General features: G+C 64.4%; 25 protein-coding genes. 15 read left to right on the top strand and 10 right to left on the bottom strand.

Going from position 1 to position 24,244, the window contains the following annotated elements; genetic code table 11:
* Positions 1-43: 43 nt before the first annotated feature.
* Genes AC0L2L_RS12250 through AC0L2L_RS12230 form a run of 5 tightly spaced genes read left to right on the top strand, consistent with a single transcriptional unit; the run spans position 44 to position 6,830 of the window.
* The gene (locus AC0L2L_RS12250; RefSeq protein ID WP_473578626.1) at positions 44-502 is read left to right on the top strand and encodes a hypothetical protein; all 459 of its coding nucleotides are present in this window, start codon (positions 44-46) and stop codon (positions 500-502) included.
* A complete protein-coding gene (locus tag AC0L2L_RS12245) occupies positions 499-4,992 on the top strand; it encodes a YadA-like family protein (protein WP_473578624.1) in 4,494 nt (1,497 codons plus the stop codon). The genes AC0L2L_RS12250 and AC0L2L_RS12245 overlap by 4 nt, the downstream gene beginning before the upstream one ends.
* 8 nt (positions 4,993-5,000) lie before the next feature.
* Positions 5,001-5,576: an invasion associated locus B family protein gene (locus tag AC0L2L_RS12240; RefSeq protein ID WP_473578623.1), complete on the top strand. Its 576-nt coding sequence runs from the start codon at positions 5,001-5,003 to the stop codon at positions 5,574-5,576.
* 13 nt (positions 5,577-5,589) lie between these two features.
* On the top strand, positions 5,590-6,315 hold the full coding sequence (locus AC0L2L_RS12235) for a hypothetical protein (protein WP_473578621.1): 726 nt from the start codon (positions 5,590-5,592) through the stop codon (positions 6,313-6,315).
* Positions 6,316-6,356: 41 nt separating this feature from the next.
* Positions 6,357-6,830, top strand: coding sequence for a DUF4189 domain-containing protein (locus AC0L2L_RS12230; RefSeq protein ID WP_473578620.1), 474 nt, complete (start codon positions 6,357-6,359; stop codon positions 6,828-6,830).
* Between the two features lie 202 nt (positions 6,831-7,032).
* Here AC0L2L_RS12230 and AC0L2L_RS12225 read toward each other — a convergent pair whose 3' ends face one another.
* Together AC0L2L_RS12225 and AC0L2L_RS12220 are read right to left on the bottom strand one after the other, a co-directional pair.
* Positions 7,033-7,680: a LysE family translocator gene (locus tag AC0L2L_RS12225; protein WP_027164815.1), complete on the bottom strand. Its 648-nt coding sequence runs from the start codon at positions 7,678-7,680 to the stop codon at positions 7,033-7,035.
* A gap of 34 nt (positions 7,681-7,714) precedes the next feature.
* Positions 7,715-8,338 carry an FMN-binding negative transcriptional regulator gene (locus tag AC0L2L_RS12220; protein ID WP_473578618.1) on the bottom strand — a complete coding sequence of 208 codons (624 nt, stop codon included), beginning with the start codon at positions 8,336-8,338 and terminating at the stop codon, positions 7,715-7,717.
* Positions 8,339-8,414: 76 nt separating this feature from the next.
* Between AC0L2L_RS12220 and pdxR the strand changes: the two genes are divergently transcribed.
* Positions 8,415-9,842, top strand: coding sequence for a MocR-like pyridoxine biosynthesis transcription factor PdxR (pdxR, locus tag AC0L2L_RS12215; RefSeq protein ID WP_473578616.1), 1,428 nt, complete (start codon positions 8,415-8,417; stop codon positions 9,840-9,842).
* Between the two features lie 5 nt (positions 9,843-9,847).
* Here the strand turns inward: pdxR and AC0L2L_RS12210 are convergent, their stop codons facing one another.
* Together AC0L2L_RS12210 and AC0L2L_RS12205 are read right to left on the bottom strand one after the other, a co-directional pair.
* A complete protein-coding gene (locus tag AC0L2L_RS12210; RefSeq protein WP_473578614.1) occupies positions 9,848-10,669 on the bottom strand; it encodes a L,D-transpeptidase in 822 nt (273 codons plus the stop codon).
* A 172-nt stretch (positions 10,670-10,841) separates the two neighbouring features.
* Positions 10,842-11,504 carry a haloacid dehalogenase type II gene (locus AC0L2L_RS12205; RefSeq protein ID WP_473578612.1) on the bottom strand — a complete coding sequence of 221 codons (663 nt, stop codon included), beginning with the start codon at positions 11,502-11,504 and terminating at the stop codon, positions 10,842-10,844.
* A 253-nt stretch (positions 11,505-11,757) separates the two neighbouring features.
* On the opposite strand from AC0L2L_RS12205, the gene AC0L2L_RS12200 reads away from it, so the two are divergent.
* The 4 genes from AC0L2L_RS12200 (at position 11,758) to AC0L2L_RS12185 (ending at position 15,002) form a co-directional block, all read left to right on the top strand.
* The gene (locus tag AC0L2L_RS12200; protein WP_473578610.1) at positions 11,758-12,636 is read left to right on the top strand and encodes a branched-chain amino acid aminotransferase; all 879 of its coding nucleotides are present in this window, start codon (positions 11,758-11,760) and stop codon (positions 12,634-12,636) included.
* Between the two features lie 210 nt (positions 12,637-12,846).
* A complete protein-coding gene (locus tag AC0L2L_RS12195; protein WP_473578609.1) occupies positions 12,847-13,449 on the top strand; it encodes a superoxide dismutase in 603 nt (200 codons plus the stop codon).
* A 161-nt stretch (positions 13,450-13,610) separates the two neighbouring features.
* A complete protein-coding gene (locus AC0L2L_RS12190) occupies positions 13,611-14,048 on the top strand; it encodes a c-type cytochrome (protein WP_473578608.1) in 438 nt (145 codons plus the stop codon).
* Positions 14,049-14,057: 9 nt separating this feature from the next.
* Positions 14,058-15,002, top strand: coding sequence for a c-type cytochrome (locus tag AC0L2L_RS12185; protein ID WP_473578879.1), 945 nt, complete (start codon positions 14,058-14,060; stop codon positions 15,000-15,002).
* A 142-nt stretch (positions 15,003-15,144) separates the two neighbouring features.
* Here the strand turns inward: AC0L2L_RS12185 and AC0L2L_RS12180 are convergent, their stop codons facing one another.
* Together AC0L2L_RS12180 and AC0L2L_RS12175 are read right to left on the bottom strand one after the other, a co-directional pair.
* A complete protein-coding gene (locus AC0L2L_RS12180) occupies positions 15,145-15,534 on the bottom strand; it encodes an SET domain-containing protein (protein ID WP_473578606.1) in 390 nt (129 codons plus the stop codon).
* A gap of 102 nt (positions 15,535-15,636) precedes the next feature.
* Complete coding sequence (locus tag AC0L2L_RS12175; RefSeq protein WP_473578605.1) at positions 15,637-17,736, bottom strand: S9 family peptidase; 2,100 nt, start codon at positions 17,734-17,736, stop codon at positions 15,637-15,639.
* 109 nt (positions 17,737-17,845) lie between these two features.
* Here AC0L2L_RS12175 and AC0L2L_RS12170 point away from each other — a divergent pair, with 109 nt between their 5' ends.
* Both AC0L2L_RS12170 and AC0L2L_RS12165 read left to right on the top strand, forming a co-directional pair.
* A complete protein-coding gene (locus AC0L2L_RS12170; protein WP_473578603.1) occupies positions 17,846-18,214 on the top strand; it encodes an SH3 domain-containing protein in 369 nt (122 codons plus the stop codon).
* Between the two features lie 419 nt (positions 18,215-18,633).
* Positions 18,634-19,059: a Ros/MucR family transcriptional regulator gene (locus AC0L2L_RS12165; protein WP_027164827.1), complete on the top strand. Its 426-nt coding sequence runs from the start codon at positions 18,634-18,636 to the stop codon at positions 19,057-19,059.
* Positions 19,060-19,127: 68 nt separating this feature from the next.
* Here the strand turns inward: AC0L2L_RS12165 and AC0L2L_RS12160 are convergent, their stop codons facing one another.
* Positions 19,128-19,556 (bottom strand): SufE family protein, encoded by a 429-nt coding sequence (locus AC0L2L_RS12160; protein ID WP_027164828.1) that lies wholly within the window; start codon positions 19,554-19,556, stop codon positions 19,128-19,130.
* A 230-nt stretch (positions 19,557-19,786) separates the two neighbouring features.
* A complete protein-coding gene (locus AC0L2L_RS12155; protein ID WP_473578602.1) occupies positions 19,787-20,179 on the bottom strand; it encodes a DUF5330 domain-containing protein in 393 nt (130 codons plus the stop codon).
* A 556-nt stretch (positions 20,180-20,735) separates the two neighbouring features.
* Here AC0L2L_RS12155 and AC0L2L_RS12150 point away from each other — a divergent pair.
* A complete protein-coding gene (locus AC0L2L_RS12150) occupies positions 20,736-22,472 on the top strand; it encodes a sensor histidine kinase (protein WP_473578600.1) in 1,737 nt (578 codons plus the stop codon).
* Complete coding sequence (locus AC0L2L_RS12145; RefSeq protein ID WP_473578597.1) at positions 22,447-23,238, top strand: peptidoglycan-binding domain-containing protein; 792 nt, start codon at positions 22,447-22,449, stop codon at positions 23,236-23,238. The genes AC0L2L_RS12150 and AC0L2L_RS12145 overlap by 26 nt, the downstream gene beginning before the upstream one ends.
* A 22-nt stretch (positions 23,239-23,260) precedes the next feature.
* On the opposite strand, the gene AC0L2L_RS12140 is transcribed toward AC0L2L_RS12145, so the two are convergent.
* Both AC0L2L_RS12140 and AC0L2L_RS12135 read right to left on the bottom strand, forming a co-directional pair.
* Positions 23,261-23,551, bottom strand: a complete 291-nt coding sequence (locus AC0L2L_RS12140) for a type II toxin-antitoxin system RelE/ParE family toxin (protein ID WP_473578595.1) — start codon at positions 23,549-23,551, stop codon at positions 23,261-23,263.
* Positions 23,544-23,804 (bottom strand): type II toxin-antitoxin system ParD family antitoxin, encoded by a 261-nt coding sequence (locus AC0L2L_RS12135; RefSeq protein ID WP_473578593.1) that lies wholly within the window; start codon positions 23,802-23,804, stop codon positions 23,544-23,546. The genes AC0L2L_RS12140 and AC0L2L_RS12135 overlap by 8 nt, the downstream gene beginning before the upstream one ends.
* Before the next feature lie 89 nt (positions 23,805-23,893).
* Between AC0L2L_RS12135 and AC0L2L_RS12130 the strand changes: the two genes are divergently transcribed.
* A complete protein-coding gene (locus AC0L2L_RS12130) occupies positions 23,894-24,241 on the top strand; it encodes a DUF1491 family protein (protein ID WP_473578591.1) in 348 nt (115 codons plus the stop codon).
* Positions 24,242-24,244: the final 3 nt, after the last annotated feature.

Genomic DNA, 24,244 nt, shown 5'->3' with positions numbered 1-24,244 from the left:
GCAGGTCCGACCATCACGGATTCTAGGTTGGCTGCGGGGGCATATGAGCGACGACAAGGCCATCGGCCGGAGCCTTTCCGAGGAGATCGGCTATTGGCTGGAGTCGGCCTCCAGGACGCTCGAGAAGCGCTACGGCAGCAGCGTGCCGCCGGCCAAGCAGGACATTCTGCTGGCCCACTATCTTTACGGTCTCACCTCGGTGGTCCATGCGGGCGATGCGCCCGCCGCCCATCTGGTGGCCGTGCGAGCCTATCTTCTTCGGCTCATACCGCAGGAGCGGGTCACGGCGGCGCTCCAGGCTGTCCCCGAGGCGGGCGACGCCTGGCTTGAAAACGCGCTCGATCGCGTCGAGGCGGTCGGCGAAAAGCAGGGCCAAGCGCTGCTGCTGGCGCGCGGCGCCGATATCGTCATTCCATTTTCGAGCAGAAACGCTTCGGCGGCAGGGTCGGCGGAACCTGCCGTCATCGAGCGCGACCCACTGAAGGAGGCACTCCGGCAATGAACTTCAAGCAAGGACGAACCATCCGGCGCGGATCGGATCGCTTCACCGGAAACTGGGTCTCCGGCGCCACCGACAGCCGCTCGCTGCGTCGCCGCCTGATGGCGGCGCTGCGCAACGCGCATCGCGTGCTCGGCGTCAAGCGGGGCCGGCTAGGACTGGGCATGCTTGGTGCCGGCGGGATGCTCGGGGCGCAGCTCGCCGTTGTGGCGATCATGATCCCGCAGGCGGCGTTCGCGCAGGTTGTCATTGGTAACGGGGTTCTGACCAACACCGCGAACTGCACGAATCCTTCTGCAGGGATACAAAGCAATGCCATCGGTTGTGGCAGCACCGCCACTGGCGCTGCCTCAACCGCCGTCGGCATTGGCGCCCGAGTGAATGGCGACGATGGCGTGGCCCTGGGCACCGGTGCCACCGCAACGGGCAACGCTTCGATCGCCATCGGCTATGCGATGAGTGTCAATGGCCTCAACTCCATAGGCATAGGTGTCTTCGCGGGCGCGAACGGCGTCAACGCACTCGCCTTGGGCGGGAACGCCCAAGCCACCGCGGATGGAGCAAGCTCCATTGGCGTCAACTCGGTTGCCGCCGCAGGCGCGGCCGCCTTTGGCCTCAACGCGCGTGCCGACGGAGTGAACTCGACGGCGATCGGCTATGTTACCCGGGCCACCGGGCTGCGCGCCACCGCGCTCGGGTTTGGGGCAACAGCGTCCGGTGTGGATACCCTTGCTCAAGGCAACTCCGCCGTCGCAAGCCAACAAAATGCCGTCGCTATCGGCTTCCAGTCGACCGCGACTGCCATAAACTCCGTCTATCTCGGCTCACGCACCGCCGCCGGAACGGGCGCTCTCGCACAGGGCGCCATCGGCATCGGCACCGATGTGACAGCGTCTCAGACCGACGCCATGGCGATGGGACGCTCAAGCCAGGCGACCGGCGCCACCAGCACGGCGTTCGGTGTGCTGAGCAAGGCCACGGCGACCAATGCCATCGCGGTTGGTCCCCAGGCGAATGCAACAGCGCAAAATTCAGCAGCACTCGGTAACGTCGCCGTGGCCTCGGGCAATTTCTCATTGGCGCTCGGCAATTCGGCCACGTCGAGTGGCGTAGGCTCGGTCGCGGCCGGCTCGGGAGCCCAGGCCACGGACGTCTCCACCACCGCGATCGGCAACAACGCCGCGGCGAGCGCCGCGAACGCAAGCGCGTTTGGACTGGGCGCCAATGCGGGCGGTATAAACAGCACCGCGGTCGGCCGAGGCGCCAGTGCAAGTGCGCAAAGCGCCATCGCCATGGGCACCACCTCGGTTGCGAGTGGCTCCGCCAGCACGGCGGTTGGCAACACGGCCGTTGCCAGCGGCGCAAACGCCTCCTCCCTCGGGTCGGGAGCGAATGCGACAGGAGACAATTCTCTCGCGGCGGGCGTTAGCGCCGCCGCCAGTGGGATTGCCAGCACCGCGCTCGGCATCGGCTCCAAGGCCAGCGCCACCAGCGCTGTGGCAATCGGCAATGCGGCGGTCGCCAATTCCGCCGACGCCGTTGCCATGGGCACCAATGCCGTCGCGACCGGCGGCAAGGCTGTCTCCATCGGCGCCGGCAATACCGCCTTTGGCGATGGCGCGGTCGCCATTGGTGATCCGAGCTACGCCAGCGGCACGGGCGCCTTCACCGGCGGCGCCAACAACATCGCCAACAGCGACGGCACGGCGACCGCCACCGCGGCCAATACGGCCAACGGCGCCGTCGCCATCGGCAACAGCAACAAGGCGATCGGACAGGGCTCCGTGGCGCTGGGCAATGGCTCGACCGCCGGTGCTGCCGGCTTCGTCGGCAACGTCGCGCTGGGCAATGGCGCTACGGCGACGGCAAGCTCCGGCGACGTGGCGCTCGGCTCGGGCTCGGTGACCGCGACGGCGGTCGGCACAAGCGGCGCGACGATCGGAACCACGGCCTACAGCTTCGCAGGCACCAATCCGTTGAGCACCGTCAGCGTCGGCGCGCCTGGCGCGGAGCGGACCATCACCAATGTCGCGGCAGGCCGTCTCAACAACGGCTCGACCGACGCGATCAACGGCTCGCAGCTCTTCGCGACCAACCAGCAGGTGACGCAGAACACCGCCGACATCACAAATCTCGGTAACACGATCACCAACATCAACACCGGCGCGGGCATCAAATATTTCCACGCCAACTCGACGCTGCCGGATTCGCAGGCGCTCGGGACGGATTCGGTCGCGATTGGCCCCAACGCCGTGGCCAACAATGCGGGTGACGTGGCGATCGGCCTGAATTCCGTATCCGGCACAACGACCGTGGTCGGCGGCACGACGATCGGCGGGGTGAACTACACCTTCGCCGGCGGGACGCCGGCAGGCGCGTTTTCGGTCGGCTCGGTCGGCGCCGAGCGTCAGATCCAGAACGTCGCGGCCGGGCGGCTGAGCAACGCCTCGACCGATGCCGTCAACGGCTCGCAGTTGTTCGCGACCAACCAGCAGGTGACGCAAAACACCACCGATATCGCCGCCAACACCGCCGACATCACCAATCTCGGCAACACGATCAACAACATCAACACCGGCGGCGGCATCAAGTATTTCCGCGCCAATTCGACGCTGGCGGATTCACAGGCGCTTGGCACGGATTCCGTCGCGGTCGGCCCCAACGCCGTGGCCACCAATGCGGGCGACGTGGCGATCGGCCTGAATTCCGTATCCGGCACCACGACCGTGGTCGGCGGCACGACGATCGGCGGGGTGAATTACACCTTCGCCGGCGGCACGCCGGCTGGTGCATTCTCGGTCGGCTCGGTCGGCGCCGAGCGCCAGATCCAAAACGTCGCGGCCGGGCGGCTGAGCAACGCCTCGACCGATGCTGTCAACGGCTCGCAGCTCTTCGCGACCAACCAGCAGGTGACGCAGAACACCACCGATATCGCGGCAAACACCGCCGACATCGCGACCAACACGGTCGACATCACCAATCTCGGCAACGCGATCAACAACATCGCCGGCGACACCTCGACCGCCTATACCGACGCCAATGGCGAGGGCATCCGCTATGTGCGCACCAACGACAGCACGCTGCCGGTCACCGACGCCTTCGCGCAGGGGATAGGCTCCTCCGCGCTCGGCTACCAGGCGACCGCGTCCGCCGGCGACGCGCTGGCGCTCGGTCGCGGCACCCAGGCCACTGTCACCGGCGGCGTGGCGCTCGGTGCCGGCTCCGTCTCGGACCGCGCGGTCTCGGGCATATCGGGATCGATCCTCTCCGGCACCGGCCTTATTCCCTATAACACCGCGGACATGAGCCTGCTCGGCGCCGTCTCTGTGGGCACCTCCACCTCCTATCGCCAGATCATCAACGTGGCCGACGGCACCGAGGACCAGGACGCGGTCACGCTTCGCCAGCTCAAGGGCGCGCTGAGCTCCTTCGCGGTGACCGGCACCAAGTACTTCCATGCCAATTCGACCGCGTCGGACTCGCTTGCGGTCGGCGTCGATTCGGTCGCGATCGGTCCGCGCACCACGGTCAACGGCGACAACGGCATCGGCATGGGCAACGGCGCCATCGTGCAGCAGACGGCGCCTGGCGGCATCGCCATCGGCCAGACAGCGACCGTCAATCAGGCCGACAGTATCGCGCTGGGCACCAACTCGACCGCCAACGGCGCCCAGTCGATGGCGCTCGGCGCCGGCGCCACGGCCAACGAGCCCGGCAGCGTCGCGCTCGGCGCCGGCTCGAAGACGGCGGCGGCGGTCGCCACCACCGGCACCACGATCAACGGCGTCGCCTACACCTTCGCCGGAACCAATCCGACGAGCACGGTGAGCGTCGGCGACGTCGGCAAGGAGCGCACCGTCACCAATGTCGCGGCGGGCAGGATCAGCGACACCTCGACCGACGCTATCAACGGCAGCCAGCTCTTCGCGACCAACCAGGCCGTCGAAGCCATGCAGGGCAGCGTCGGCGATCTCAACGAGTTCGCGGTCCAGTACGACAAGAACGGGGACGGCACCAAATCCAACTCGCTGACGCTGCAAGGCGGCGACGTGAATGCGCCGGTCGTCATCCATAATGTCGGCGCCGGCACCGCCAGCACCGATGCGGTCAACGTCCAGCAGCTCAACACCGGGCTGGCGACCACGTTCGACAACTCCAAGGCCTACACCAACCAGGTGGCGGCCACCACGCTCCAGACGGCCAATGCCTATACCGACTCCAAGCTCAGCCAGCTCAACATGGACATGGATGAGGCTCGCGGCGAGGCGCGGCAGGCGGCAGCGATCGGCCTGGCCGCCGCTTCGCTGCGCTATGACGACCGTCCAGGCAAGCTGAGCGTAGCGGCCGGCGGCGGCTATTGGCGCGGCGAAGGTGCCGTCGCGTTCGGCGCCGGCTACACCAGCGAGGACGGGAGAGCCCGGGCAAACCTCTCCGGCACGACAGCGGGCGGACACTGGGGTGTTGGCGCCGGTGTCAGCTTTACCCTGAACTGAGTGTGCTGATGGCGAGACACACGGTCTCAGTATTCGCGATGTGCATGGCTTGGCTGCTCTTGTCCGGCCCGCTGGCGGTCGGACAGGAGGCCGCCCCGTCCGCCTATCGGATCAAGCCGTCCGACGTCGCGGTGCCGCCAGACGTCAAGCTTGGCGAATACCAACGGACCACGCGCCCGTTCGAGAACTGGACGCTGATCTGCGACGAGAACCTGCAGGCCAGGAAGAAAGTGTGCAACATCAGCCAGTCCTTCGTCGACCAGAACCAGGCCCAGATCTTCAGCTGGTCGCTGGCGGCCGACGAGAAAGGCAAGCCCTTCATGATATTGCGAACTCCCAGCGCGACCGGCGCGGGCAGCAGGCTCTCGCTCAAGATCGCCGGCCGCAGACAGCCGCTCGACGTTCAATTGCAGGGCTGCAACGCCTCGGTTTGCGTCGGCTACGTGCCCGTGGGTCCGATGCTTCGCGAGCAGATCGGCAAAGAGACCACCATCCAGGTTTCCTATTCCCTGCCGTCGGGAGCGACCGTCAGCCTCGATGCCCCATTCAAGGGGCTCAAGACCGCGCTATCGGCGATCAACTAGAAAGACTTGTGAGATGACACGCCAATCCATCGAGGAGAGAATCCTGACCCGCTCCCAGCCCGTTCCGCTGCCGGAACCGCCCGCGGCCCTGCCGCCGGTGCGCTCGTCGGCCTGGCGAATAGTACGAAACGTCGCGTTGCTCGGCGCGTTCGCCGTCCTCGTCGCGACGGCGGTCATCGTGTCGTTCCGCCTCTCACCAGCTCTTGGGACATTCGTCGCCGGCACCGCCTCGGCGCAATCGCAAGCGCCTGTCCAGGGCAACGCCACGGACACCAAGCCCGCGCCGGCGGATGCCGCGGCGGCCAAGACGCCGTTTCAAGCGCATGTGAACCAGGCTGGCGTTCACACCTGCGCCAATCTCTTCACCGCGCTCGGACAGGCTCTCACGGCAGGATCGACCTACGCGGTCCAGACGCAATGGGACAACGCCGCGCCGGATGCCCATGCCGTGCAGGCCGTCGCCGGGATGAGCTACGACCTGCCGGACTACAAGCCGCAAGCCGCCGGCGTCGTCTTTGCTTCGCCCGTCGGCCAGAGCTGCGAGGGCGGCTTCGTGCGCGTGGCGCCGTTCCCGAAGTCATGCCAGGAAGTCGCCACGACGCTGCCGAATGGCAGCCGCATGGCGGACAATCTTTCGAACACGATGCTTTTCAACCTGGCCAACAATGGCGGCCAGGCCCTGCTGGTGCCGACCGGCAACACCTGCATCGTCGTCTCGGTCGCGCATATGGGCGGCTAGAGAGCGCTGGATGCTGGATGGCTGCAACCTGGAGCATGAAAATGCCGATCAATCTGCGTCTTTCATTGCCGCTGCTTGCGGCGCTCGCCGGGCTTACGATCGCCAGCCATGCCGCGGACCTGGTGGCGCCGCCGCCGGCGCAGACAGGCGAGGAGAAGGGCATCTGGGGCGCGATCGCATACTCGCCTGGCGACGGCCGGCACGGCTTCTTCTGGGGCGCCGACAAGCGGCAGGAAGCGGAGGACATCGCGCTCAAGTACTGCGAGAACGCAGACGGCAAGGGCTGCAGGGTGGTCGAGGTGTTCCGCAACCATCGCCATTGGGACGATGACGACGGCACCGGCTTTCCCTATGAGCATTGCGCGGCGCTTTCGGTCGGCAAGAGCCGTGGCGCGGCAACCCCGTTCTGGGCCGCCGCGTCAGCCGAGACCCGCCGCGAAGCCGAGGACAAGGCCACGGCGCAATGCGGAGGCGACAAGAAGGAATGCAAGATCCGCGAATGGGTCTGCACCTGACGGAAGGCAACGTCGCAGGCAGGCGAGGTATCGTCTGGCGGCGCCTGCTAGAGCAATTCCAGGTTTTCCGTCCGGAATTGCGTCAAAACAAAGAGATAGAGCGGTTCGCCGTTTCCGTGAAACGTGAAACGCTCTAGCCACCAAGATTTCACTGTTCGTTTGAGTGCCGCATGGGCATGCGCCGCCAACCCCGGCCCGGCAATCAGACTGGGCGCTTGGCTATGGCAAGGCCGATGCCGAGCGCGATCATCGCGCCGCCGGATGCTTCGCGCAGGCGGCGTATCACGCTTGTGCGCCCGGCCGCGCCGTCCCTGATGCGGCTCGCCGCGAAAGCGACCACGACGTCGGCAAGGGTGTTGAGCGTTACCGATATGAAGCCGAGCGCCATGAACTGCAGGGCGACGTGGCCGGCGCCGAGATCGACGAACTGCGGAATGAACGCCAGGAAGAAGGCGGCCGTCTTCGGGTTCAACGCCTCGACCAGCACGCCTTCGCGAAATGCGCGCCGGGCGCCGACGGCGGGCGCCGGCGTCCCGCCTTCCAGCATTGTCTTTGCCTCGCGGCGGGCGGACTGGAAGGTACGAAAGCCCAGCCAGACGAGGTAGACGGCGCCGATCAGCTTCAGCGCCGTGAACAGCTCCGCGCTGGCGAGCACGAGCGCTGAAACGCCAAGGCTGCCGGCAAGCACGTGGACCATGCCGCCCAGGCCCGTCCCGAAACTGGAGGCTATGCCTTCCGCGCGTCCTCCGGCCAGCGTGCGCGCGGCGACGTAGAAAATGCCCGGCCCGGGCGTGATGGCGAGCAGCAACGCCGCGGCGAAGTACAAGGCGAACTGGGTCAGATCAGGCATGAAAGACTCGGGGGCTGCAGGGTGGAGGCGTCGTTTACGATGGAATGAGCGGCGCGACTTCGCGGTCGGAAGGCCTGTCGCTTGCCGCCAGGCCGGCGAGAACGCCGGCGCGATCGGCCGCGTTGCGGTTCTGGCTCATCTTGCGCTTGCCTTCGAGCTTCGTGACCGGCATGCGCAGGCCGACAATCCCCTTCAGCTGCGCTTGGATGAAATCGGGCGGCGCGTCCGACACTGCCCAGGGCGCGGCGCGCTCGCCTTCATGCAGGTTGGTCAGGCGGGTGACGACCTCGAGCAGCCTGTCGGCGTCCTCGAAGAAATCGATCGGGCCATGGGCGTGGACGGCGACATAGTTCCAGGTAGGCACCACCTTGCCGGTCTCCTGCTTGGTCTGGTACCAGGCCGGCGACACATAGGCGTCCTGCCCCATGAACATCGCCAGACCGTCGCCCAACGGTGGCACGCGCCATTGCGGGTTTGCCTTCGCGACATGCCCGTAGATCACGCCATGCTCGCCTTCGCTCTCGTCGAGGAAAAGCGGCAACTGCGTCGCCATCGGCCCATCGGCCGTGGCGGTGACAAGGGTCGCCAGCCGCGCCGCGCGGATCGTGGCCCTGAGGCTCTCCTTATCGTCGTCGCGGAAGGCAGGTGGTATGTACATGGCAAAACTCCTTGCATTGCCGGTGAGGATGCCCGAAGTGTGGCTTGCTTGGAATATCCAGTTTTGAAGGTTTTCGGTGGTCCAGTTGGAGCAGGACGGTGTCGGGCGCCGCATCATCGCGGCGATCAAGGAGCAGATACACAGCGGCGCCTACCGGCCGGGCGACCGCCTGCCGTCGACGCGGGCCTTCGCTGCTGAATGGGGCGCGTCCCGAACCACGGTGACGGCGGCCTACAGCCAGCTCAATGCGGAAGGCTACCTGATCATCAGCCACGGCGCGCGCGCGATCGTGGCGCCGGGGCTTGAGAAGGCATCGGTGGAAGCGCCTCCCACCAGCGCTCAACCCCGAAGCCTCTCGGCATTCGCCCGGCGCCTGCTGGCTCTGCCTGCGCCGGCGCAGCAGCAATCGGCCAAGATTGCGGATTTCCGCTATGGCGACCTGTCCGGGGCGGACTTCCCGGTGCTGGCCTGGCGGCGGGCGTCGAACAAGGCCATCCTGCGGCGCCCCGCGAGGCTGCGCTATGGCGATCCTCAGGGATCCTCCGTTCTGCGCAACGCGCTTCAGGCTTATCTCTGGCGCGCCCGCGGCATCAGTTGCACGCCGGACCAGATCGTCATCGTCAACGGCTCGCAGCAAGGGCTAGACCTCTGCGCGCGGCTGCTGCTCGATCCCGGTGACCCCTTTGTGATCGAGAACCCGGGCTATCTGCTCGCCCGTCACGCCTTTGTGGCGGCCGGTGGCGTTGCGCTGCCGGTCGCTGTCGACGCGGACGGGCTAAGGACGGAAAAGCTGCCGTCGGCCCGTCTCGCTTACGTGACGCCCTCGCACCAGTTCCCGCTCGGCGGCGTGCTTTCGGCGACACGGCGGCGTTCGCTGCTGGCCTGGGCTTCCGGCACGGGGGCCTATCTTGTGGAAGACGACTATGACGGCGAATACCGGCACGATATCAGCCCCATTCCGCCCCTGCAGGCGCTCGACGCGGACACGGTCATCTATGTCGGCACGCTGTCCAAGACGCTCTCGCCCACCTTGAGGCTCGGCTACCTCGTCGTCCCCGTCAGCCTGCGCCGGGCGTTCGGCGAGGCGAAGCGCCTGACCGACCGGCACGCCCCGATGCTGGAGCAGGACGTGCTGAGCGAGATGCTGGCGAGCGGCGTATACGAGCGGCACGTCCGCAGCATCCGCAGAAAGAACGCCGAGCGCAGGGACATCCTGCTGCAGGCGTTGAACGATCGTCTGGGGACGCAGGTCTCGGTCGCCGGAGCCGAGACCGGCCTCCATGTCGTTGCCTGGATGAACGGCATCGATGCCGAACGCGAACCGGCGATCATCACGGCCGCGCGAGAGGCAGGGATCGGCCTCTATCCCGTGTCGCCGCTTTACGATCCGAGCGGGCCCAGGCCGGAAACGGCCGGGTTTATCCTGGGTTATGCCGGGCTTGATGCGGAGGCATTGCGACGCGGCGTTGCGGTGCTGGCCACCATTCTGGCCGAGCACCGCTGACCGGATTAAAAGATTTCGTTGGTCAGCCGCTCCACCGGACCGAGCAGGATCGAGCCGGTCGGCACGCCGTTGTCGATCGGGATGGCCTTGCGCTCGGGCATGTCAGACACGGGCTCGCCGATATCGGCCGTCACGACGACCGGGGTCTTGTTCGGGACACGGTCATAAAGGTCGATGATGTCCTGGTTGATCAGGCGCACGCAGCCCGAAGAGACCGACTTGCCGATCGACCACCATTCCGGCGAGCCGTGCAGTCGGTAAAGCGTGTCCTGGTTGCCCTGGAACAGATAGAGCGCGCGCGCGCCGAGCGGGTTCTTCAGTCCGCCCGGCATGCCGCCATTCTTGGCGCTGAATTGCGTCAGTTCCGGCTGGCGGGCGACCATCTCGTCCGGCGGCGTCCATTTCGGCCACTTCTGCTTCCATTGCACGACGGCATCGCCCGACCATTCGAAGCCAGCGCGGCCCAAGCCGACGCCGTAGCGGATCGCCTGGCCGCCCTCGCGCACCAGATAGAGGAAGTGGCCCGTGGTATCGACGACGATGGTGCCTGGCCGCTGTCCGGTCGGATCGGGAACGATCTGGCGCAAGAATTTGTGATCGATCTTGTTCACCGGAATGGCCGGCAGGTCGAAGCCGTTGTCCGACATCGCGCCATACATCGTCTCGTAGTCGCCAAGCGGCGGTTCGACATAGGCCGGCGGGGGCGGCTGCACAGGCTCGGGGCCCGGACCGGTGGTGGTGCAGGCGGACACGGCGGCCGAAGCGGCGCCAAGGGCTGTGAGATTGATGAAGCCACGGCGGCTGATGCGGAAGGAAGCGTCTGACATGGTTGCCTTTTCTAGGTCTCAATTCGCATGAAAGCATGAATTCGAAGGCACGTCGCCGACGGCATCCATAACAGTCGGCGGCGATAGGCGGTTCCAATTCTGGCCTGAGGGTGGACAGAAAAAGGCGAAGCTGTGACCGTGCCACAGCTGTTGCGTTGCAGCAACACAGGCGTCAGACGCCCGTCAGAAGGCCTTCGAGCGAAGGCAGGATCAGCCCCGGCGGAAAGTCGCCGTATTCGTCCGGCTGGTTGGTCCGGTTGATCCAGACCGTGCGGAAACCGAACCTCGTGGCGCCAGCTACGTCCCAGCGGTTCGACGACTGGAACGACACCGCGCCCGGATAGAGCCGCCAGCCGGTGACGACCATGTCGTAGACTGAGGGATCGGTCTTGAATTTGCGCACCGCATCGACCGAAAACACATCGTCGAGGATCTGGTCGAGCGCCGCGGATTTGACTGCAGCGTTGAGCATTTCCGGCGATCCGTTGGACAGGATGGCGAGCTTCGCGCCCGAGGCCTTGAGCGCCTTCAGCACGGCGGGCACTTCCGGGTAGCAGTCGAGCCGCCAATAGGCCTCCAGCAGTTTCGCCCGCAGCGCCGGATCGGCCGAGGGCACCTTGCGCAGCGCAAAGTCGAGCGCCTGCTCGGTCAACTGCCAGAAGTCGGCGTATGAGCCCATCAGCGTCCGGACCCAGGAATATTCGAGCTGCTTGGCGCGCCAGATTTCCGACAGCAGCTGTCCGTCCGGGCCGATCTCGCCGGCATGGCGGCGCACGGCGGCGTGCACGTCGAACAACGTGCCGTAGGCGTCGAAGACATAGGCCGCATGGTGCATGAGGAGAGTTTTGCGGCGCGCAGGCTTGCCGCGCAAGCGCTGATTGAGGATTAATGCATGTCGCCCAAAAGTGTGCAGCGGTTTTGGGAAAACGACATGCACAAGGAAGACTTAAAGCGCGTCGCCCGACTCCGTTTCGGTGCGCTGCGCTTTAAGTGCCTCTGGCCTCAACGATTTTTCCCGATGTCGGTTGACGCCGGCCGCCAAAGCATCGTCCTATGCCGGCCTGAAATCATCGATTTGGACGACGAACATGACACTGGCGGCGACTGCGCAAACCGCGACTTGGACCTATGTGGACGGCGACTGGTACGAGGGCAATGTCGCGATTCTCGGGCCGCGCAGCCACGCCATGTGGCTCGGCACCAGCGTCTTCGACGGCGGGCGCTGGTTCGAGGGTGTGGCGCCGGATCTCGAGCTTCATTCCGCCCGCGTCAACGCCTCGGCCGTCGCGCTTGGCCTGAAGCCCTCGATGACGACCGAAGAGATCGTCGGCCTGACCTGGGACGGCCTGAAGAAATTCGACGGGAAGACAGCGGTCTATATCAGGCCGATGTATTGGGCTGAGCATGGCGGCTATATGGGCGTGCCGGCCGATCCGGCCTCGACCCGCTTCTGCCTGTGCCTCTATGAATCGCCGATGATCCCGCCTTCCGGCTTTTCGATCGGCGTCTCGCCGTTCCGGCGCCCGACAATCGAGACCATGCCGACCAACGCCAAGGCCGGCTGCCTCTATCCCAACAATGGCCGCGCCATCCTGGAGGCCAAGAACCGCGGCTTCGACAATGCGCTTGTGCTCGACATGCTGGGCAATGTCGCCGAGACCGGAACCTCCAACATCTTCCTGGTCAAGGACGGCCATGTCATGACGCCGGCCCCCAACGGTACGTTCCTGTCGGGCATCACTCGCTCGCGCACCATCAGCCTGCTCGGCGACTACGGCTTCAAGACCACCGAGAAGACGCTGTCGATCCGCGATTTCCTCGAAGCCGACGAGATCTTCTCGACCGGCAACCATTCGAAGGTCGTGCCGGTCACGCGCATCGAGAGCCGCGATCTGCAACCCGGACCAGTGGCCAAGAAGGCGCGCGAACTCTATTGGGACTGGTCGCATTCGACTTCCGCCGCCTGAGCCGCCGGAGCGTTTCACCGTTTCACGGAAACGGCGAACCGCTCTGCCCGTTTATTTTTACGAGATACCGGACGGAAAACCGTTTCACACTTTTCCCGGAGTTGCTCTAAAAAGTCATCCGGCGCTCCATTCCGGAGTTGCCCCGACCCATTCCAGACCTATCTTAGCTCGGTAGCATCACCGGACTTTTTCCTCGAGGGAGTACCATCCATGGCTTTTGAGTTGCCCGCTTTGCCTTATGACTACGAGGCGCTGCAGCCTTACATGTCGAAGGAGACGCTGGAGTATCACCACGACAAGCACCATAAGGCCTATGTCGACAACGGCAACAAGCTGGCCGCCGAGGCCGGAATGGGCGACCTGTCGGTCGAAGAGGTCGTGAAGCAGTCCTTCGGCAAGAATGCCGGGCTCTTCAACAACGCGGCCCAGCACTACAACCACATTCATTTCTGGAAGTGGATGAAGAAGGGCGGCGGCGGCAACAAACTGCCGGGCGCGCTGCAGAAGGTCGTCGACAGCGATCTCGGCGGCTATGACAAGTTCAAGGCGGATTTCATCGCCGCCGGCACCACCCAGTTCGGTTCCGGCTGGGCCTGGGTGTCGGTCAAGAACGGCAAGCTCGAAATCTCCAAGACGCCGAACGGCGAGAACCCGCTGGTCCATGGCGGCTCGCCGATCCTCGGCGTCGACGTATGGGAGCATTCCTATTACATCGACTACCGCAATGCGCGGCCGAAATACCTCGAGGCCTTCGTCGACAGCCTGATCAACTGGGACCATGTCCTGGAGATGTATGAAAAGGCCAAAGGCTGAGCCATTCTGACGAAAAGCCCCGGCATGCCGGGGCTTTTCTTTTTCGGGCAGGAGAAACGGCAAGCCAGCCGACAAAATCGTCACGGCGAAGGGGAATAATCCCGCCGCGACGCCCGTTAACGTTCAGTCCCGCAATCTCTCTTCACCATGGAGCCAATTGAATGAGAAAGCTTGTCCTCGCCATCTCTATGCTCGCTCTTGCCGGTTCGGCAGCTCTTGCCGATCCGATCCAGGATCGCCAGGCCCTGATGAAGGAGCGCGGCAAGCTTGCCGGCCAATTGTCGAAAGTCGTCAAGGGCGAGGAGGATTTCAACGGCGCCGCGGTGCTGACGACGCTACAGGCGCTGCAGGCCAATGCCGAGAAGTTCGACGCCGAAAAGATGTTCCCCGCCGGTAGCGACAAGGGCGACACTACGGCTGCGCCGAAGATCTGGGAAGACATGGCGGGCTTCAAGGCCGCCGGGGACAAGCTGGTGACCGACGTCAAGGCCGCGGTCGCTTCCCCGCCGGCCGATGCCGATGCCTTGAAGGCACAGCTCAATACGATCGGCGGCGACTGCGGCACCTGCCACCAGAGCTACCGGATCAAGAAAAGCTGATTGCTCGACATGGCCTGGCTGAAGAAGCTTGTCGGCGCCGTCATCGTGCTTGGCGGCGCCGCGGCTGCCGCTGGCTGGGTCCTGTCGGCCCCGGTCAGGCTTGACGCCCAGACTGAGGCGCAGCTTAGCCCCGGCGACGCCGCCAAAGGCAAGCGCATCTTCTATGCCGGGGGCTGCGCCTCCTGCCACGCCAAGCCGGGGGCCAAGGGCGACGCCCAACTGCAACTGGTCGGCGGCCTGGAGCTGAAGACGCCGTTCGGCACCTTCGTGCCACCCAACATCTCGCAGGATCGGAAGGACGGCATCGGCGCCTGGAGCGAGGAAGACTTCGCCAATGCCATGCTGAAAGGTGTTTCGCCTTCCGGCGAGCATTTCTATCCGGCCTTTCCCTACGCGTCCTACGCGCGCATGAAGCCGACCGACATCGCCGATCTCTACGCCTTCATGAAGACGCTGCCGGCGGTCGCCGGCAAGGCGCCGGATCACAAGCTTTCGTTCCCCTTCACCATCCGCCGCGGCATCGGCCTGTGGAAGCGGCTTTATCTCAGCCCGGAGCCGGTGATCGCGCTGCCCGACGGCGCGCCGGACAAGGTGCTGGCCGGCCGCTACCTTGTGGAGGGACCCGGCCATTGCAGTGAATGCCACACGCCGCGCGATTTCGCCGGCGGGATCAAGAAGGGCGAATGGCTGGCCGGCGCCGCGGCTGCCGCGGGCTCAGGCGTCGTGCCCAATCTCACCCCGCAGGGCGGCACCAAGGACTGGTCCGAGGCCGACATCGCCAACTATCTCGAGACCGGCTTCACGCCCGATTTCGATTCCGTCGGCGGCGCCATGGTCGACGTGCAGCGAAACATGGCGCAACTGACCGCCGACGACCGCGAGGCGATCGCGGCCTATCTCAAGGCCGTTCCGCCGCGCCCGAACGGTTATCCTGCGCGCAAGCCGAAGAGTTAGAGCAATTCCAGGAAAAGTGTGAGCGGTTGGGTTCGGCGTCTTCGCCGTAACCTTCCGCCCGGAATTGCGTCAAAACAAAGAGATAGAGCGTTTTGCCGTTTCCGTGAGACGGTGAAAGGCTCTAGCCATCGGCCACTCGCATTTACGGGTGGCGGTCGCCCAGGAAGTCGAAGCCGCTGTCGAAGAAGTGGTTGTAGTCGCAGGTCAGTTCCTCGCCGGGCGCGATGTCGCGCAGGGCGTAGGTCTCCTCGGGCGAGGAGACGTCGCAGTTCGGCTCGTCGGCGTGGTTCATGTAGCGTGCGTCATCCGCCTCGAAGACGATGTAGTTCGGGTCGCGCCGGTCCGGATAGGAATAGCGGTCGAGGTAGGACTTCACCGGGCCGGATTCGCCCTCATAGGTATCGATGGGAATGCGCCGGTCGAATCTTGGATCGAGCTTCCAGATCAACGTGCCCTTTGGAATGCGGTGTTTGGCGAAGACGCCGATGCCCTGGATGGGCGATTTGTCGAGATAGACGTCGACGAGCAGCATGACGAACCTTGCAAATGACAGATGGCGCGGCCCGAAAAAGACCGCGACCAGAAACGACGGCGCATTGCGTAGCGCGAGGCCCTTGCGATTGCGAGCGCAAAATCAGGCCTTGCCGGTCACTTTCAAGGCATAGGCGTAAATGTAGGCGATCTCCTCCAGCCGTGAGAAGCGGCCCGACGCGCCGGCATGGCCGGAATCCATGTTTATCTTGAACAGGACCGGGTTGCCGCCCGCCTTGCGTTCGCGCAGCCGCGCCACCCATTTGGCCGGCTCCCAGTAGGTGACCCGCGGATCGGTGAGGCCCGCCAACGCCAGGATCGGCGGGTAGTCGAGCGCCGCGACATTGTCGTAGGGCGAATAGGCGGCGATCGTCTTGTAGTCGTCGACCGAGGCGATCGGGTTGCCCCATTCCGGCCATTCCGGCGGCGTCAGCGGCAGGCTGGCGTCGAGCATTGTGGTGAGCACGTCGACGAACGGCACCTCGGCGACGATGCCGCCGAAACAGTCCGGCGCCATGTTGGCGACTGCCCCCATCAGCATGCCGCCGGCGGAGCCGCCTTGCGCCACGATGCGGTCGTGCCGCGTGTAGCGCTCGGCGACGAGATGGCGGGCGCAGGCGATGAAATCGGTGAAGGTGTTCATCTTCTTCGCCCGCTTTCCGTCGTCGTACCAGCCATAGCCCTTGTCCTTGCCGCCGCGCACATGCGCGACGGCGTAGACGAAGCCGCGGTCGACCAGCGACAGGCAGTTGGTGTTGAAGGCGGAAGGAACCGCGATGCCGTAGGAGCCGTAGCCGTAAAGCAGGCAGGGCGCGGAACCGTTCAGCGGCGTATCGCGATGGTATAGCAGCGAGATCGGCACCAGCTCGCCATCGGCGGCGGGCGCCATCAGGCGGCGCGTGACATAATGCTCCGGATCGTGGCCGGAGGGCACTTCCTGCGTCTTCAGCAAAACGCGTTCACGGCTGCGCATGTTGTAGTCGAACACCTGCGCTGGCGTCGTCATCGAAGAATAGGTGAAGCGCATCACTTCGGTGTCGTATTCGTAGGAGCCTGAGAGGCCGAGCGAGAAAGCCTCCTCGTCGAAGGAGATGAAATGCTCCTCGCCGGTTGCCCGGTCGCGCACGACGATGCGCGGCAGGCCCTCCTTGCGCTCCAGCCGGACCATATGATCCTTGAAACCGAGCACCGAGAGGATCAACCGGCCGGGCTCATGCGGTACCAGTTCCTGCCAGTTGGCGCGCACAGGATTTTCGACCGGCGCGGTCATGATCTTGAAGTCCTTGGCGCCATCGGCATTGGTGAGGACGAAGAAGATGTCGCCGCCTTCTTCCAGATCATATTGCAGGCCACTCTCGCGCGCTGCCACCAGCCTGGGCTCGGCGGATGGGTCGTTGGCCGGCAGAAGCCGATACTCGGATGTCTCATGGTCGTTGATGCCGATCATGATCCAGTCATTGGCGCGCGTGCCGCCGACATCCATGAAGAAGCCCGGATCGGTCTCCTCATAGATCAGCCGGTCGTTCTCAGGCCTGTCGCCGAGCGCGTGGAAGAACACTTTCGACGGTCGATGGTTGTCGTCGAGACGGGTATAGAAGAAGCCGTCATCGCCGGCGTTCCACACCCCGCCGCCGCCCGTGTCCGGGATCTGGTCAGCCAATTCCTTGGCGCTGGCAAGATCGCGCACGCGCAGCGTGAAGAACTCCGAACCCTTGTCGTCGAAGGCCCAGAGCAGCTTCTTGTGGTCGGCCGAATGATCCACGCCGCCGAGCCGGAAATAGGCCTTGCCCTCGGCCTCCGCGTCGCCGTCGAGCAGGATCTCGTCGGCGCCGCCGTCGCGCGGCGTGCGGAAATAGCGTGGCTGCTCGCCGCCCTGCCGGAACGACGAGCCATAGGCGTAGGGGCCGTCCTTCATCGGCACCGTCGAATCGTCTTCCTTGATGCGCCCTTTCATCTCGGCGAACAGCTTGCCGCGCAGATCCGTCGTGCCTGCCATCAGTAAGGCCTGATAGGCGTTTTCAGCCTCGAGATGGGCGCGGATCCGGCCGTCGAGCAGGGAGGGGTCCCGGAACATGGCCTGCCAGTTGTCGGCCCGCATCCAGGCATAGTCGTCGCTGCGGGTGATGCCGTGATGCGTGTCGGAGACCGGATGTTTGTCAGGCATCGGCGGACTGGCGGTCGGGAAAGCGGAAGATCTGGTCATTACGTCTCGCTGCGGAATTTGCTTGAATGACAAATGAACACGCCGCTCAGCGGCGGTTCAAGGGGCGCGGTTCAAGATGGTCTACAGAAGCCAAGTTGAAGGGGGAAAGATGAAATCCTGTGTTTCTATCGCAATGGCCGTTGCCGTCGCCGTGGCAGCTTTGGCTTTTTCCAACCGGTCTCATGCAACGGTCTTTGCCGCCTGGCAAGTGTCGGGCGTGCCGTTCGGCGACACGCTTAATGCACGAAAGTATCCCTCCAACGCATCGCAAAAGCAGGCCGCATATCCGAACGGCACCGTGCTGCAGATGACCGGCCGCTGCACCGGTGGCGTGAACCTGCTCGATATCGCCCGGCAGCCGCAGTGGAAGCAGCGCCTGGCGATCCGCTATCGTTGGTGCGAGGTCTGGCACGATCCCGCGCAGAATGGCCATTTCGTCACCGGCTGGGTCTACGGCAAATATATCGCGCCCTATTGAGGGATCCCGTCACCTCGCCTCGTTGGCTCGGCCACCAAGGCGACGTTTTTGCGCTCCGCTGTGCAACAGGATTCGTCGCGCCGGCGCAACAGGCATCCAAGCATTGGCCAAGCATTGAGCGCCATGTCGGGTGGCGATCGGATGTCTAACACACTGATGACGTAACGTCACGGCATGCTGGTCTGGCCAGAAAAATCTCGCGAAGTTACACGGCGCACGAAATTTTGAAGCTGAATCAGCAATATTTGATGATTATCGACGAATATAAGTCAATATACGAATTGACTTACTTGCAATGCGGCGTCATTAAGATAAGCGACACGAATCGCAGGGGCTTTCCTGCATGAAATTCGTGCGATGCCCGATCTCGGAAAAAAGGGCGCAGTTTTAGAAACAACTCTCGTTGGGGCTTTAGCATTATGGAAATCGTCGAAACACCTTCGAAAAACGGTGATGCGCTGATCGAGCTGACCGCCGATGTCGTCGCCGCCTATGTCAGCAACAACCCGGTGCCGGTTGGGGAACTGCCGAACCTTATCGCCGACGTCCATGCCGCGCTGGGCCGTGTCGGTGGCTCGCCGGAGCAGCCGTCGGCCGAGAAGCAGAAACCGGCCGTCAACCCGAAGCGCTCGGTCCATGACGACTACATCGTCTGTCTCGAGGACGGAAAGAAGTTCAAGTCGCTGAAGCGGCACCTGATGACCCACTACAATCTCACGCCGGAGGAATATCGTGAGAAGTGGGGCCTGGACGCCAACTACCCGATGGTGGCTCCCAATTACGCGGCCGCCCGCTCGCAGCTCGCCAAGAAGATGGGCCTGGGCCGCAAGCGCAAGGGCCGCTGATCGGTCTCAGCCCTTCAAGCAGTTCGACGGCGCCCCCTGGGGCGCCGTTTGCTTTTGAAGCTCCCGGATCAGGCCGTCTGCTTCAGCGCCGCTTCCGCGTCGCGCTTGATGCGCTTGACCATCGAGCGCAGGCCGTTGGCGCGCTGCGGCGACAGGTGCTCGTCGAGGCCGAGCTCCTTCAGCGTCGCTTCGGCGTCGGTGTTCTGGATTTCGCTTGCCCGCCGGCCCGAAAACAGCGCCAGCATGATGGCGACGAGGCCGCGCACGATATGGGCGTCCGAATCGCCCTGGAAGCTGATCACCGGATCGGCGCCCGTTCCGTGCTCCGTGGTGAGCCACACCTGGCTCACACAGCCAGGCACCTTGTTCACGGCCGTGCGGTCCTCATCGGGAAAAGGCGGCAGGCCCTCGCCGAGTTCGATCACGTAGCGATAACGGTCCTCCCACTCGTCGAGCAGGGAAAAATCGTCGCGGATCGTTTGGATCGGGGTAGTCATTTGCCCCGCATATAGTGTCCCGGCGCTGCCGCGTCACGGAAAAAAGAAAGACGCCGCGGGCGTCGAGAGGTCGGACTGGCCCGCGGCGTTAGAGCAATTCCAGGAAAAGTGCGTAGCGGTCAGGTTCGGCGACTTCGCCGTAGCCTCCGTCCGGAATTGCGCCAAACCAAAGAGAGAGCAATTCCAGGAAAAGTGCGTAGCGGGTTTTCCCTCCGGAATTGAAAGAAATCTCAGTTCTTCGCCGTCAACATCACCGGGATGTTGACCTTGGCAGGCAGCACGATGTCCTCGGCGACGCTGCCGGTGGTCGTGACGGAGCTATCCGCGACCTTCGTCTCAGGCGCGCTTGCCTGCCCGGACTGCTGGTCGTCGATCATGGCCGCTGCGATCTTGGCCGTTTCCTTGGCGCGAACGGTAATGGTGTACATGGCCGATTTGCCCGTTTCGCAGACATCGGGCTTGCGCTCGCAGAGCCCCGCTATGTCGCCGACCGCCTCGCGCGCCGCAAACAGTGCCTGGATCGGCCCGACGCTTTGCTGACCGTCTTCACCCGGCCCAACGCCGAGCGGCAGCGCCAGCAGCACCAGCGAAAACCAGAAAGCCATCCTGATCAGAAAGCCCATGTTACTTGCCTCTCATCCGGGATGGACAGCGCCCATCCGTGGCGGATCATGCATCCATCGGCATGACCTCTTTTATGGGCACGATAGTGGCACATTCACGCAAAGGACGGCTTGCACCGAAGTCGCGAATTTTCCTCAAATTTTAGGCAAATTCGAAAGGAATTGGTTTTGAAACGGACTTGTCTCGAATCTCATCGATCGCATTAACTTTACAATAACCATATATCATATTGTTATTAAACGACTTTGTTTCTTGAAAGTGGTTAGCCGGGTCAAGTTTCGATCCGTTTTGGCATGGGCCTCACGGCTAACCCGCCGTTTACCATGGCGCCAACTCGGCGTGCTTTGCGGGGCCGGCAGCACAATATTTGCCTTGGGGCGGGTCGCCGGCTTCGCCAGCCTTATCCATTCCTTAAACGCTGGATGCGAGTTTCAAGCCAATTGATGAGTCACCTGCCAGGCAGGGCGTTTTTCACGACCGGGTATGCGTGCGTTGAGTTCGATTTCAGCCAGATATGTTCAATTGCCTGGCGCGGTTGCCGCCGGTTGCGAACGCATGGTTCACCCGACGGTGACGGGTGAGGCGGAACGCCTGCGCCAGCGCCGCTTCATCGGCGTCATGCTGGCCGCGCCCTTCCTCGCTGCCGGCGCCGCGGTCACGCTGGTCACCTCGAGCCTCGGCGCGGCCGTCACCATGGCCGCCATCTTTGCCGCCTTCGGCCTGTGCTGGTTCGCCGCGCTTCTGGTGGCCGCCACCGGCTATATGGCGCTCGCCGGCCGCATGGCGATCGTGTTGGGCGGCCTTGCCCTTGCCGGCGCCATGGCGGCTGCGGGCGGATTGGCCTCGCCGGTCGCGCTGCTTGTCGTCGCATTGCCGGTCGAAACCTGGTGGGTCTCGGGGTCGCGGCGCGCTGCGTTGTCGAGCGCGCTGGCGGCGGTTGGCGCTGTCGTGCTGCAGCCCTTTGCCGGCCAGATCCTGCCGCTCGGCGAAATCGCCGCCTGGCATTGGCTGCTGCCGCTCGCCTGGGCGCTGACGCTGTTGCCGCGTGCCGCCGCCTTCGCCAGTCCGGCCGGCTTGCGGCCGGCGGAGCCTGCCGTCGATAGCCTCGAGGACGTCATCGACGCCGTCGTGCTGCGCCTCGGGCGTCAGGGCGAAGTGCTCGACGCGTCCGCCAAGGCGCGTTCGATCCTGAAATTGGCGCCGGAGCTCCTGCTCGGCACCGGCCTGTTCGACCGCGTCCATCTTTCCGACCGCGTCGCCTATCTCACCGCTTTGGCCGACATGCGCGAGGGTGCGCCGAAGCGCCGGCTCGAGCTGCGCATTCGCCTGCCGCGCGAGGGTTCCGCCGCGGCCGACAATTTCCGTCCGTTCAGCCTCGAGCTGATGCGCGGCGAAGCCGACCGCGATCTCTTCACCCTGGTCCTACGCGAGAACGAGGATGTGGCTGCGCTGCGCGAGGAGCTTGCGGACGCCAGGGAGGCCGCCGCGGCCTCCGAAGTGGCCAAGGGCCGCTTCCTGGCCGTGGTCAGCCACGAGCTGCGCACGCCGCTCAACGCCATCATCGGCTTTTCCGACATGCTGCTGCATGAGATGTTCGGCGCCTTCAAGGATCCGCGCCAGAAGGAATATGTCGGCCTGGTCAGGGAGTCCGGCCAACATCTCCTGTCCGTCGTCACCTCGATCCTCGATGTCTCGCGCATCGAGGCGGGCGCCTACGCGACCGAGCTGGAGCCGTTCCGCTTTGTCGAGGCTGTCGACATGTGCCGCTCGATGATGCGGCCGCTGGCCGACGCCAAGAGCATAGTTCTTGCCACGCAGATCGCGCAGGATGCCGGCGAGATCAACGCCGATCGCCGCGCGGTGCAGCAGATCCTGATCAATCTCGCATCGAACGCGGTCAAGTTCACGCCTGATGGCGGCAGCGTGGTGATCGGCGCCAAGCGCGTCGGTACGCGCTTGCATTTCTGGGTGAGCGACACCGGCATCGGCATCGCCGAGGAGGATATGGCCAATCTCGGCAAGCCGTTCATGCAGATCCATAACGACTACACGCGCCGTTTCGAGGGAACCGGGCTTGGCCTGTCGCTGGTCAAGGGCCTGGTGGCGCTGCACGACGGCACGATGTCGATCGAGAGCGCGCCGGGTGAGGGCACCACGGTGACGATCGGCCTGCCGGTGAACGGGCCGAAGCGGCATGCCGGTACGCCTTCCGGTGTGTTGGCCATGCCGGCGGTCAAGCCGAAGGGGGATACAGATGGGGAGAGGAATGGCTCGCTCCGCAAAACGGCCTAAGGTGGTCGAACCCGAGCGCGGCGTCTTTGCCGAGGGTGCGGTTGCCGTCGGTCAACTGATCGCAAGCAATCCGGTTCTGGTCGGCGGTTCAACCGCCTTCCTGGTGACGCTGTTCTATGTGTCCGCCAATGCGCTCTGGTATCAGCCCTTTCCGCACACCAGCGCCTTCTTCGCCACAAGGAGCATCGAGAATTTCCCGCATACCGTCTCCAACGAGCCGGAAACCACCATCAACATCGTGCGCCAGGCGCCGGCGCAGCCGGCGCCGAAGCCGGATCCTGTCGTCCAGCAGGTGCAGGGCATTCTGAAGGACCTCAGTTTCTACGACGGCACGGTCGACGGGCTCTCGGGCCCGGCCACGCGCAAGGCGATCCAGGCCTATCAGCTGAAAGTCGGCCTGCCGGGGTCGGGCGACGTCGACACAGCACTGCTCGACCAGCTTGGCGCCCGCCAGACGACGGCGGCCATTCCCCACCCGGCGCTGCGGCCGGCCGATGGCGCCGCCAACGCTTCCGCCGCCAAGCCGCCCGCAATCCCGGTCTCTGCGCCGGCCGATGGCGCCACGCAATCGCCCGACGCCCGCATCGTCAAGATCCAGGCCGGCCTCAAGGCCTTCGGCAACAATGACATGCAGCTCGACGGCAAGGTCGGCGCCCGCACCAAGGCCGCGATCAAGGAATTCCAGGCCCTTTTTGGTCTGCCCGACACCGGCGAGCCGGACGAAGCGGTCTATGTCAAGATGCGCCAGATCGGCCTGACGAACTGAGCGGCGACAGTCCGAAAACTGGTTACTCGAGCCAATGTTCGGGATCTCGCATCCCATGAACAATTGCTACTGCTAAGATGCCGTAGTCCACGGGCTCATAGATAACGACGTATCGGCCCTCTAAGAGGACACGGGCAGTGGCGCTCAACTCTGGCCGGGCAATGCCCATGTTTGTATGATTGCAGGCGAGTTCTAGCTTGTCGAAAATACGCCCAATGAGCTTGTCCGCCGCCCGTTCGTTGTCGGCCGCAATATGGCGCCAAATGTTCTTGAGATCTTGTTCTGCGCGAGGTGTAAGTCGATAGCTAGCCACGTTCCGTGCGCTCGGCTTTCAGGGCACGGAGAAAGGCGCGGCGATCGACTTCCTGACCTTCGCCGCTTGCCATCCCTTCGTCGTAAGCCTGCTTCAGCTGTGCGAGTTCGAGCACGCGAAGCTCCTCGCGGCGCTCCCACAGCCTGAGGGCCTCCCGGACGATTTCGCTGTTCGAGGCGTAGTCGCCGCTCTCGACCGCGTCCTGCAGACGGGCAGCCTGCTTCGGCGTGAGCGATACAGTGAGGGTGCGCATTGCTTGGCTTTTCATCGCTCTTTATATAGCGGTCTTCACAATGTCTAACAAGATTTGTTAGATGCCTGAGTGTCATCCGGAACCTTCCCATGCGCGTAACCACCGATCTTTGGGTTTCGGCCCTTGTGCGCCGCGTGTTCGGCGCTGGCGGCTTTGCCGCGGTCGTCAAGCGCGGCGCGACCGAGGCGGGCGCTGTCTTCGTGCTGTCGCGCGGGCGCCTGGGCGAGGTGGCGCTCTATGGGCCGGCGCCGCAGACGAGCTACGATTCGGCCAGGCCAGACGATCGCTTTTTCACGTTGCTCGATGCCGGCGACGATAGCTCGGCCTTCGATGCGCGGTTGGAGCGGGAGAAGAAATTCGATCCCGACATCTGGGTGGTCGAGATCGAAGCGGGAGCCGTTCCGGTCGACCAGCTTCTTTCGGTGAAGACTGATTGAACA

This window comes from Mesorhizobium sp. WSM4832, assembly GCF_055811115.1.
The sequence above is the reverse complement of the archived record's forward strand: the minus strand, read 5'-3'. Positions and strand labels throughout refer to the sequence as shown.

Bases quoted from the DNA above. Each gene is read 5' to 3' on its own strand.
- AC0L2L_RS12250 (WP_473578626.1), top strand. From the start codon at position 44: ATGAGCGACGACAAGGCCATCGGCCGGAGCCTTTCCGAGGAGATCGGC.
- AC0L2L_RS12245 (WP_473578624.1), top strand. From the start codon at position 499: ATGAACTTCAAGCAAGGACGAACCATCCGGCGCGGATCGGATCGCTTC.
- AC0L2L_RS12240 (WP_473578623.1), top strand. From the start codon at position 5,001: ATGGCGAGACACACGGTCTCAGTATTCGCGATGTGCATGGCTTGGCTG.
- AC0L2L_RS12235 (WP_473578621.1), top strand. From the start codon at position 5,590: ATGACACGCCAATCCATCGAGGAGAGAATCCTGACCCGCTCCCAGCCC.
- AC0L2L_RS12230 (WP_473578620.1), top strand. From the start codon at position 6,357: ATGCCGATCAATCTGCGTCTTTCATTGCCGCTGCTTGCGGCGCTCGCC.
- AC0L2L_RS12225 (WP_027164815.1), bottom strand. From the start codon at position 7,680: ATGCCTGATCTGACCCAGTTCGCCTTGTACTTCGCCGCGGCGTTGCTG.
- AC0L2L_RS12220 (WP_473578618.1), bottom strand. From the start codon at position 8,338: ATGTACATACCACCTGCCTTCCGCGACGACGATAAGGAGAGCCTCAGG.
- AC0L2L_RS12210 (WP_473578614.1), bottom strand. From the start codon at position 10,669: ATGTCAGACGCTTCCTTCCGCATCAGCCGCCGTGGCTTCATCAATCTC.
- AC0L2L_RS12205 (WP_473578612.1), bottom strand. From the start codon at position 11,504: ATGCACCATGCGGCCTATGTCTTCGACGCCTACGGCACGTTGTTCGAC.
- AC0L2L_RS12200 (WP_473578610.1), top strand. From the start codon at position 11,758: ATGACACTGGCGGCGACTGCGCAAACCGCGACTTGGACCTATGTGGAC.
- AC0L2L_RS12195 (WP_473578609.1), top strand. From the start codon at position 12,847: ATGGCTTTTGAGTTGCCCGCTTTGCCTTATGACTACGAGGCGCTGCAG.
- AC0L2L_RS12190 (WP_473578608.1), top strand. From the start codon at position 13,611: ATGAGAAAGCTTGTCCTCGCCATCTCTATGCTCGCTCTTGCCGGTTCG.
- AC0L2L_RS12185 (WP_473578879.1), top strand. From the start codon at position 14,058: ATGGCCTGGCTGAAGAAGCTTGTCGGCGCCGTCATCGTGCTTGGCGGC.
- AC0L2L_RS12180 (WP_473578606.1), bottom strand. From the start codon at position 15,534: ATGCTGCTCGTCGACGTCTATCTCGACAAATCGCCCATCCAGGGCATC.
- AC0L2L_RS12175 (WP_473578605.1), bottom strand. From the start codon at position 17,736: ATGACCAGATCTTCCGCTTTCCCGACCGCCAGTCCGCCGATGCCTGAC.
- AC0L2L_RS12170 (WP_473578603.1), top strand. From the start codon at position 17,846: ATGAAATCCTGTGTTTCTATCGCAATGGCCGTTGCCGTCGCCGTGGCA.
- AC0L2L_RS12165 (WP_027164827.1), top strand. From the start codon at position 18,634: ATGGAAATCGTCGAAACACCTTCGAAAAACGGTGATGCGCTGATCGAG.
- AC0L2L_RS12160 (WP_027164828.1), bottom strand. From the start codon at position 19,556: ATGACTACCCCGATCCAAACGATCCGCGACGATTTTTCCCTGCTCGAC.
- AC0L2L_RS12155 (WP_473578602.1), bottom strand. From the start codon at position 20,179: ATGGGCTTTCTGATCAGGATGGCTTTCTGGTTTTCGCTGGTGCTGCTG.
- AC0L2L_RS12150 (WP_473578600.1), top strand. From the start codon at position 20,736: ATGGTTCACCCGACGGTGACGGGTGAGGCGGAACGCCTGCGCCAGCGC.
- AC0L2L_RS12145 (WP_473578597.1), top strand. From the start codon at position 22,447: ATGGCTCGCTCCGCAAAACGGCCTAAGGTGGTCGAACCCGAGCGCGGC.
- AC0L2L_RS12135 (WP_473578593.1), bottom strand. From the start codon at position 23,804: ATGCGCACCCTCACTGTATCGCTCACGCCGAAGCAGGCTGCCCGTCTG.
- AC0L2L_RS12130 (WP_473578591.1), top strand. From the start codon at position 23,894: ATGCGCGTAACCACCGATCTTTGGGTTTCGGCCCTTGTGCGCCGCGTG.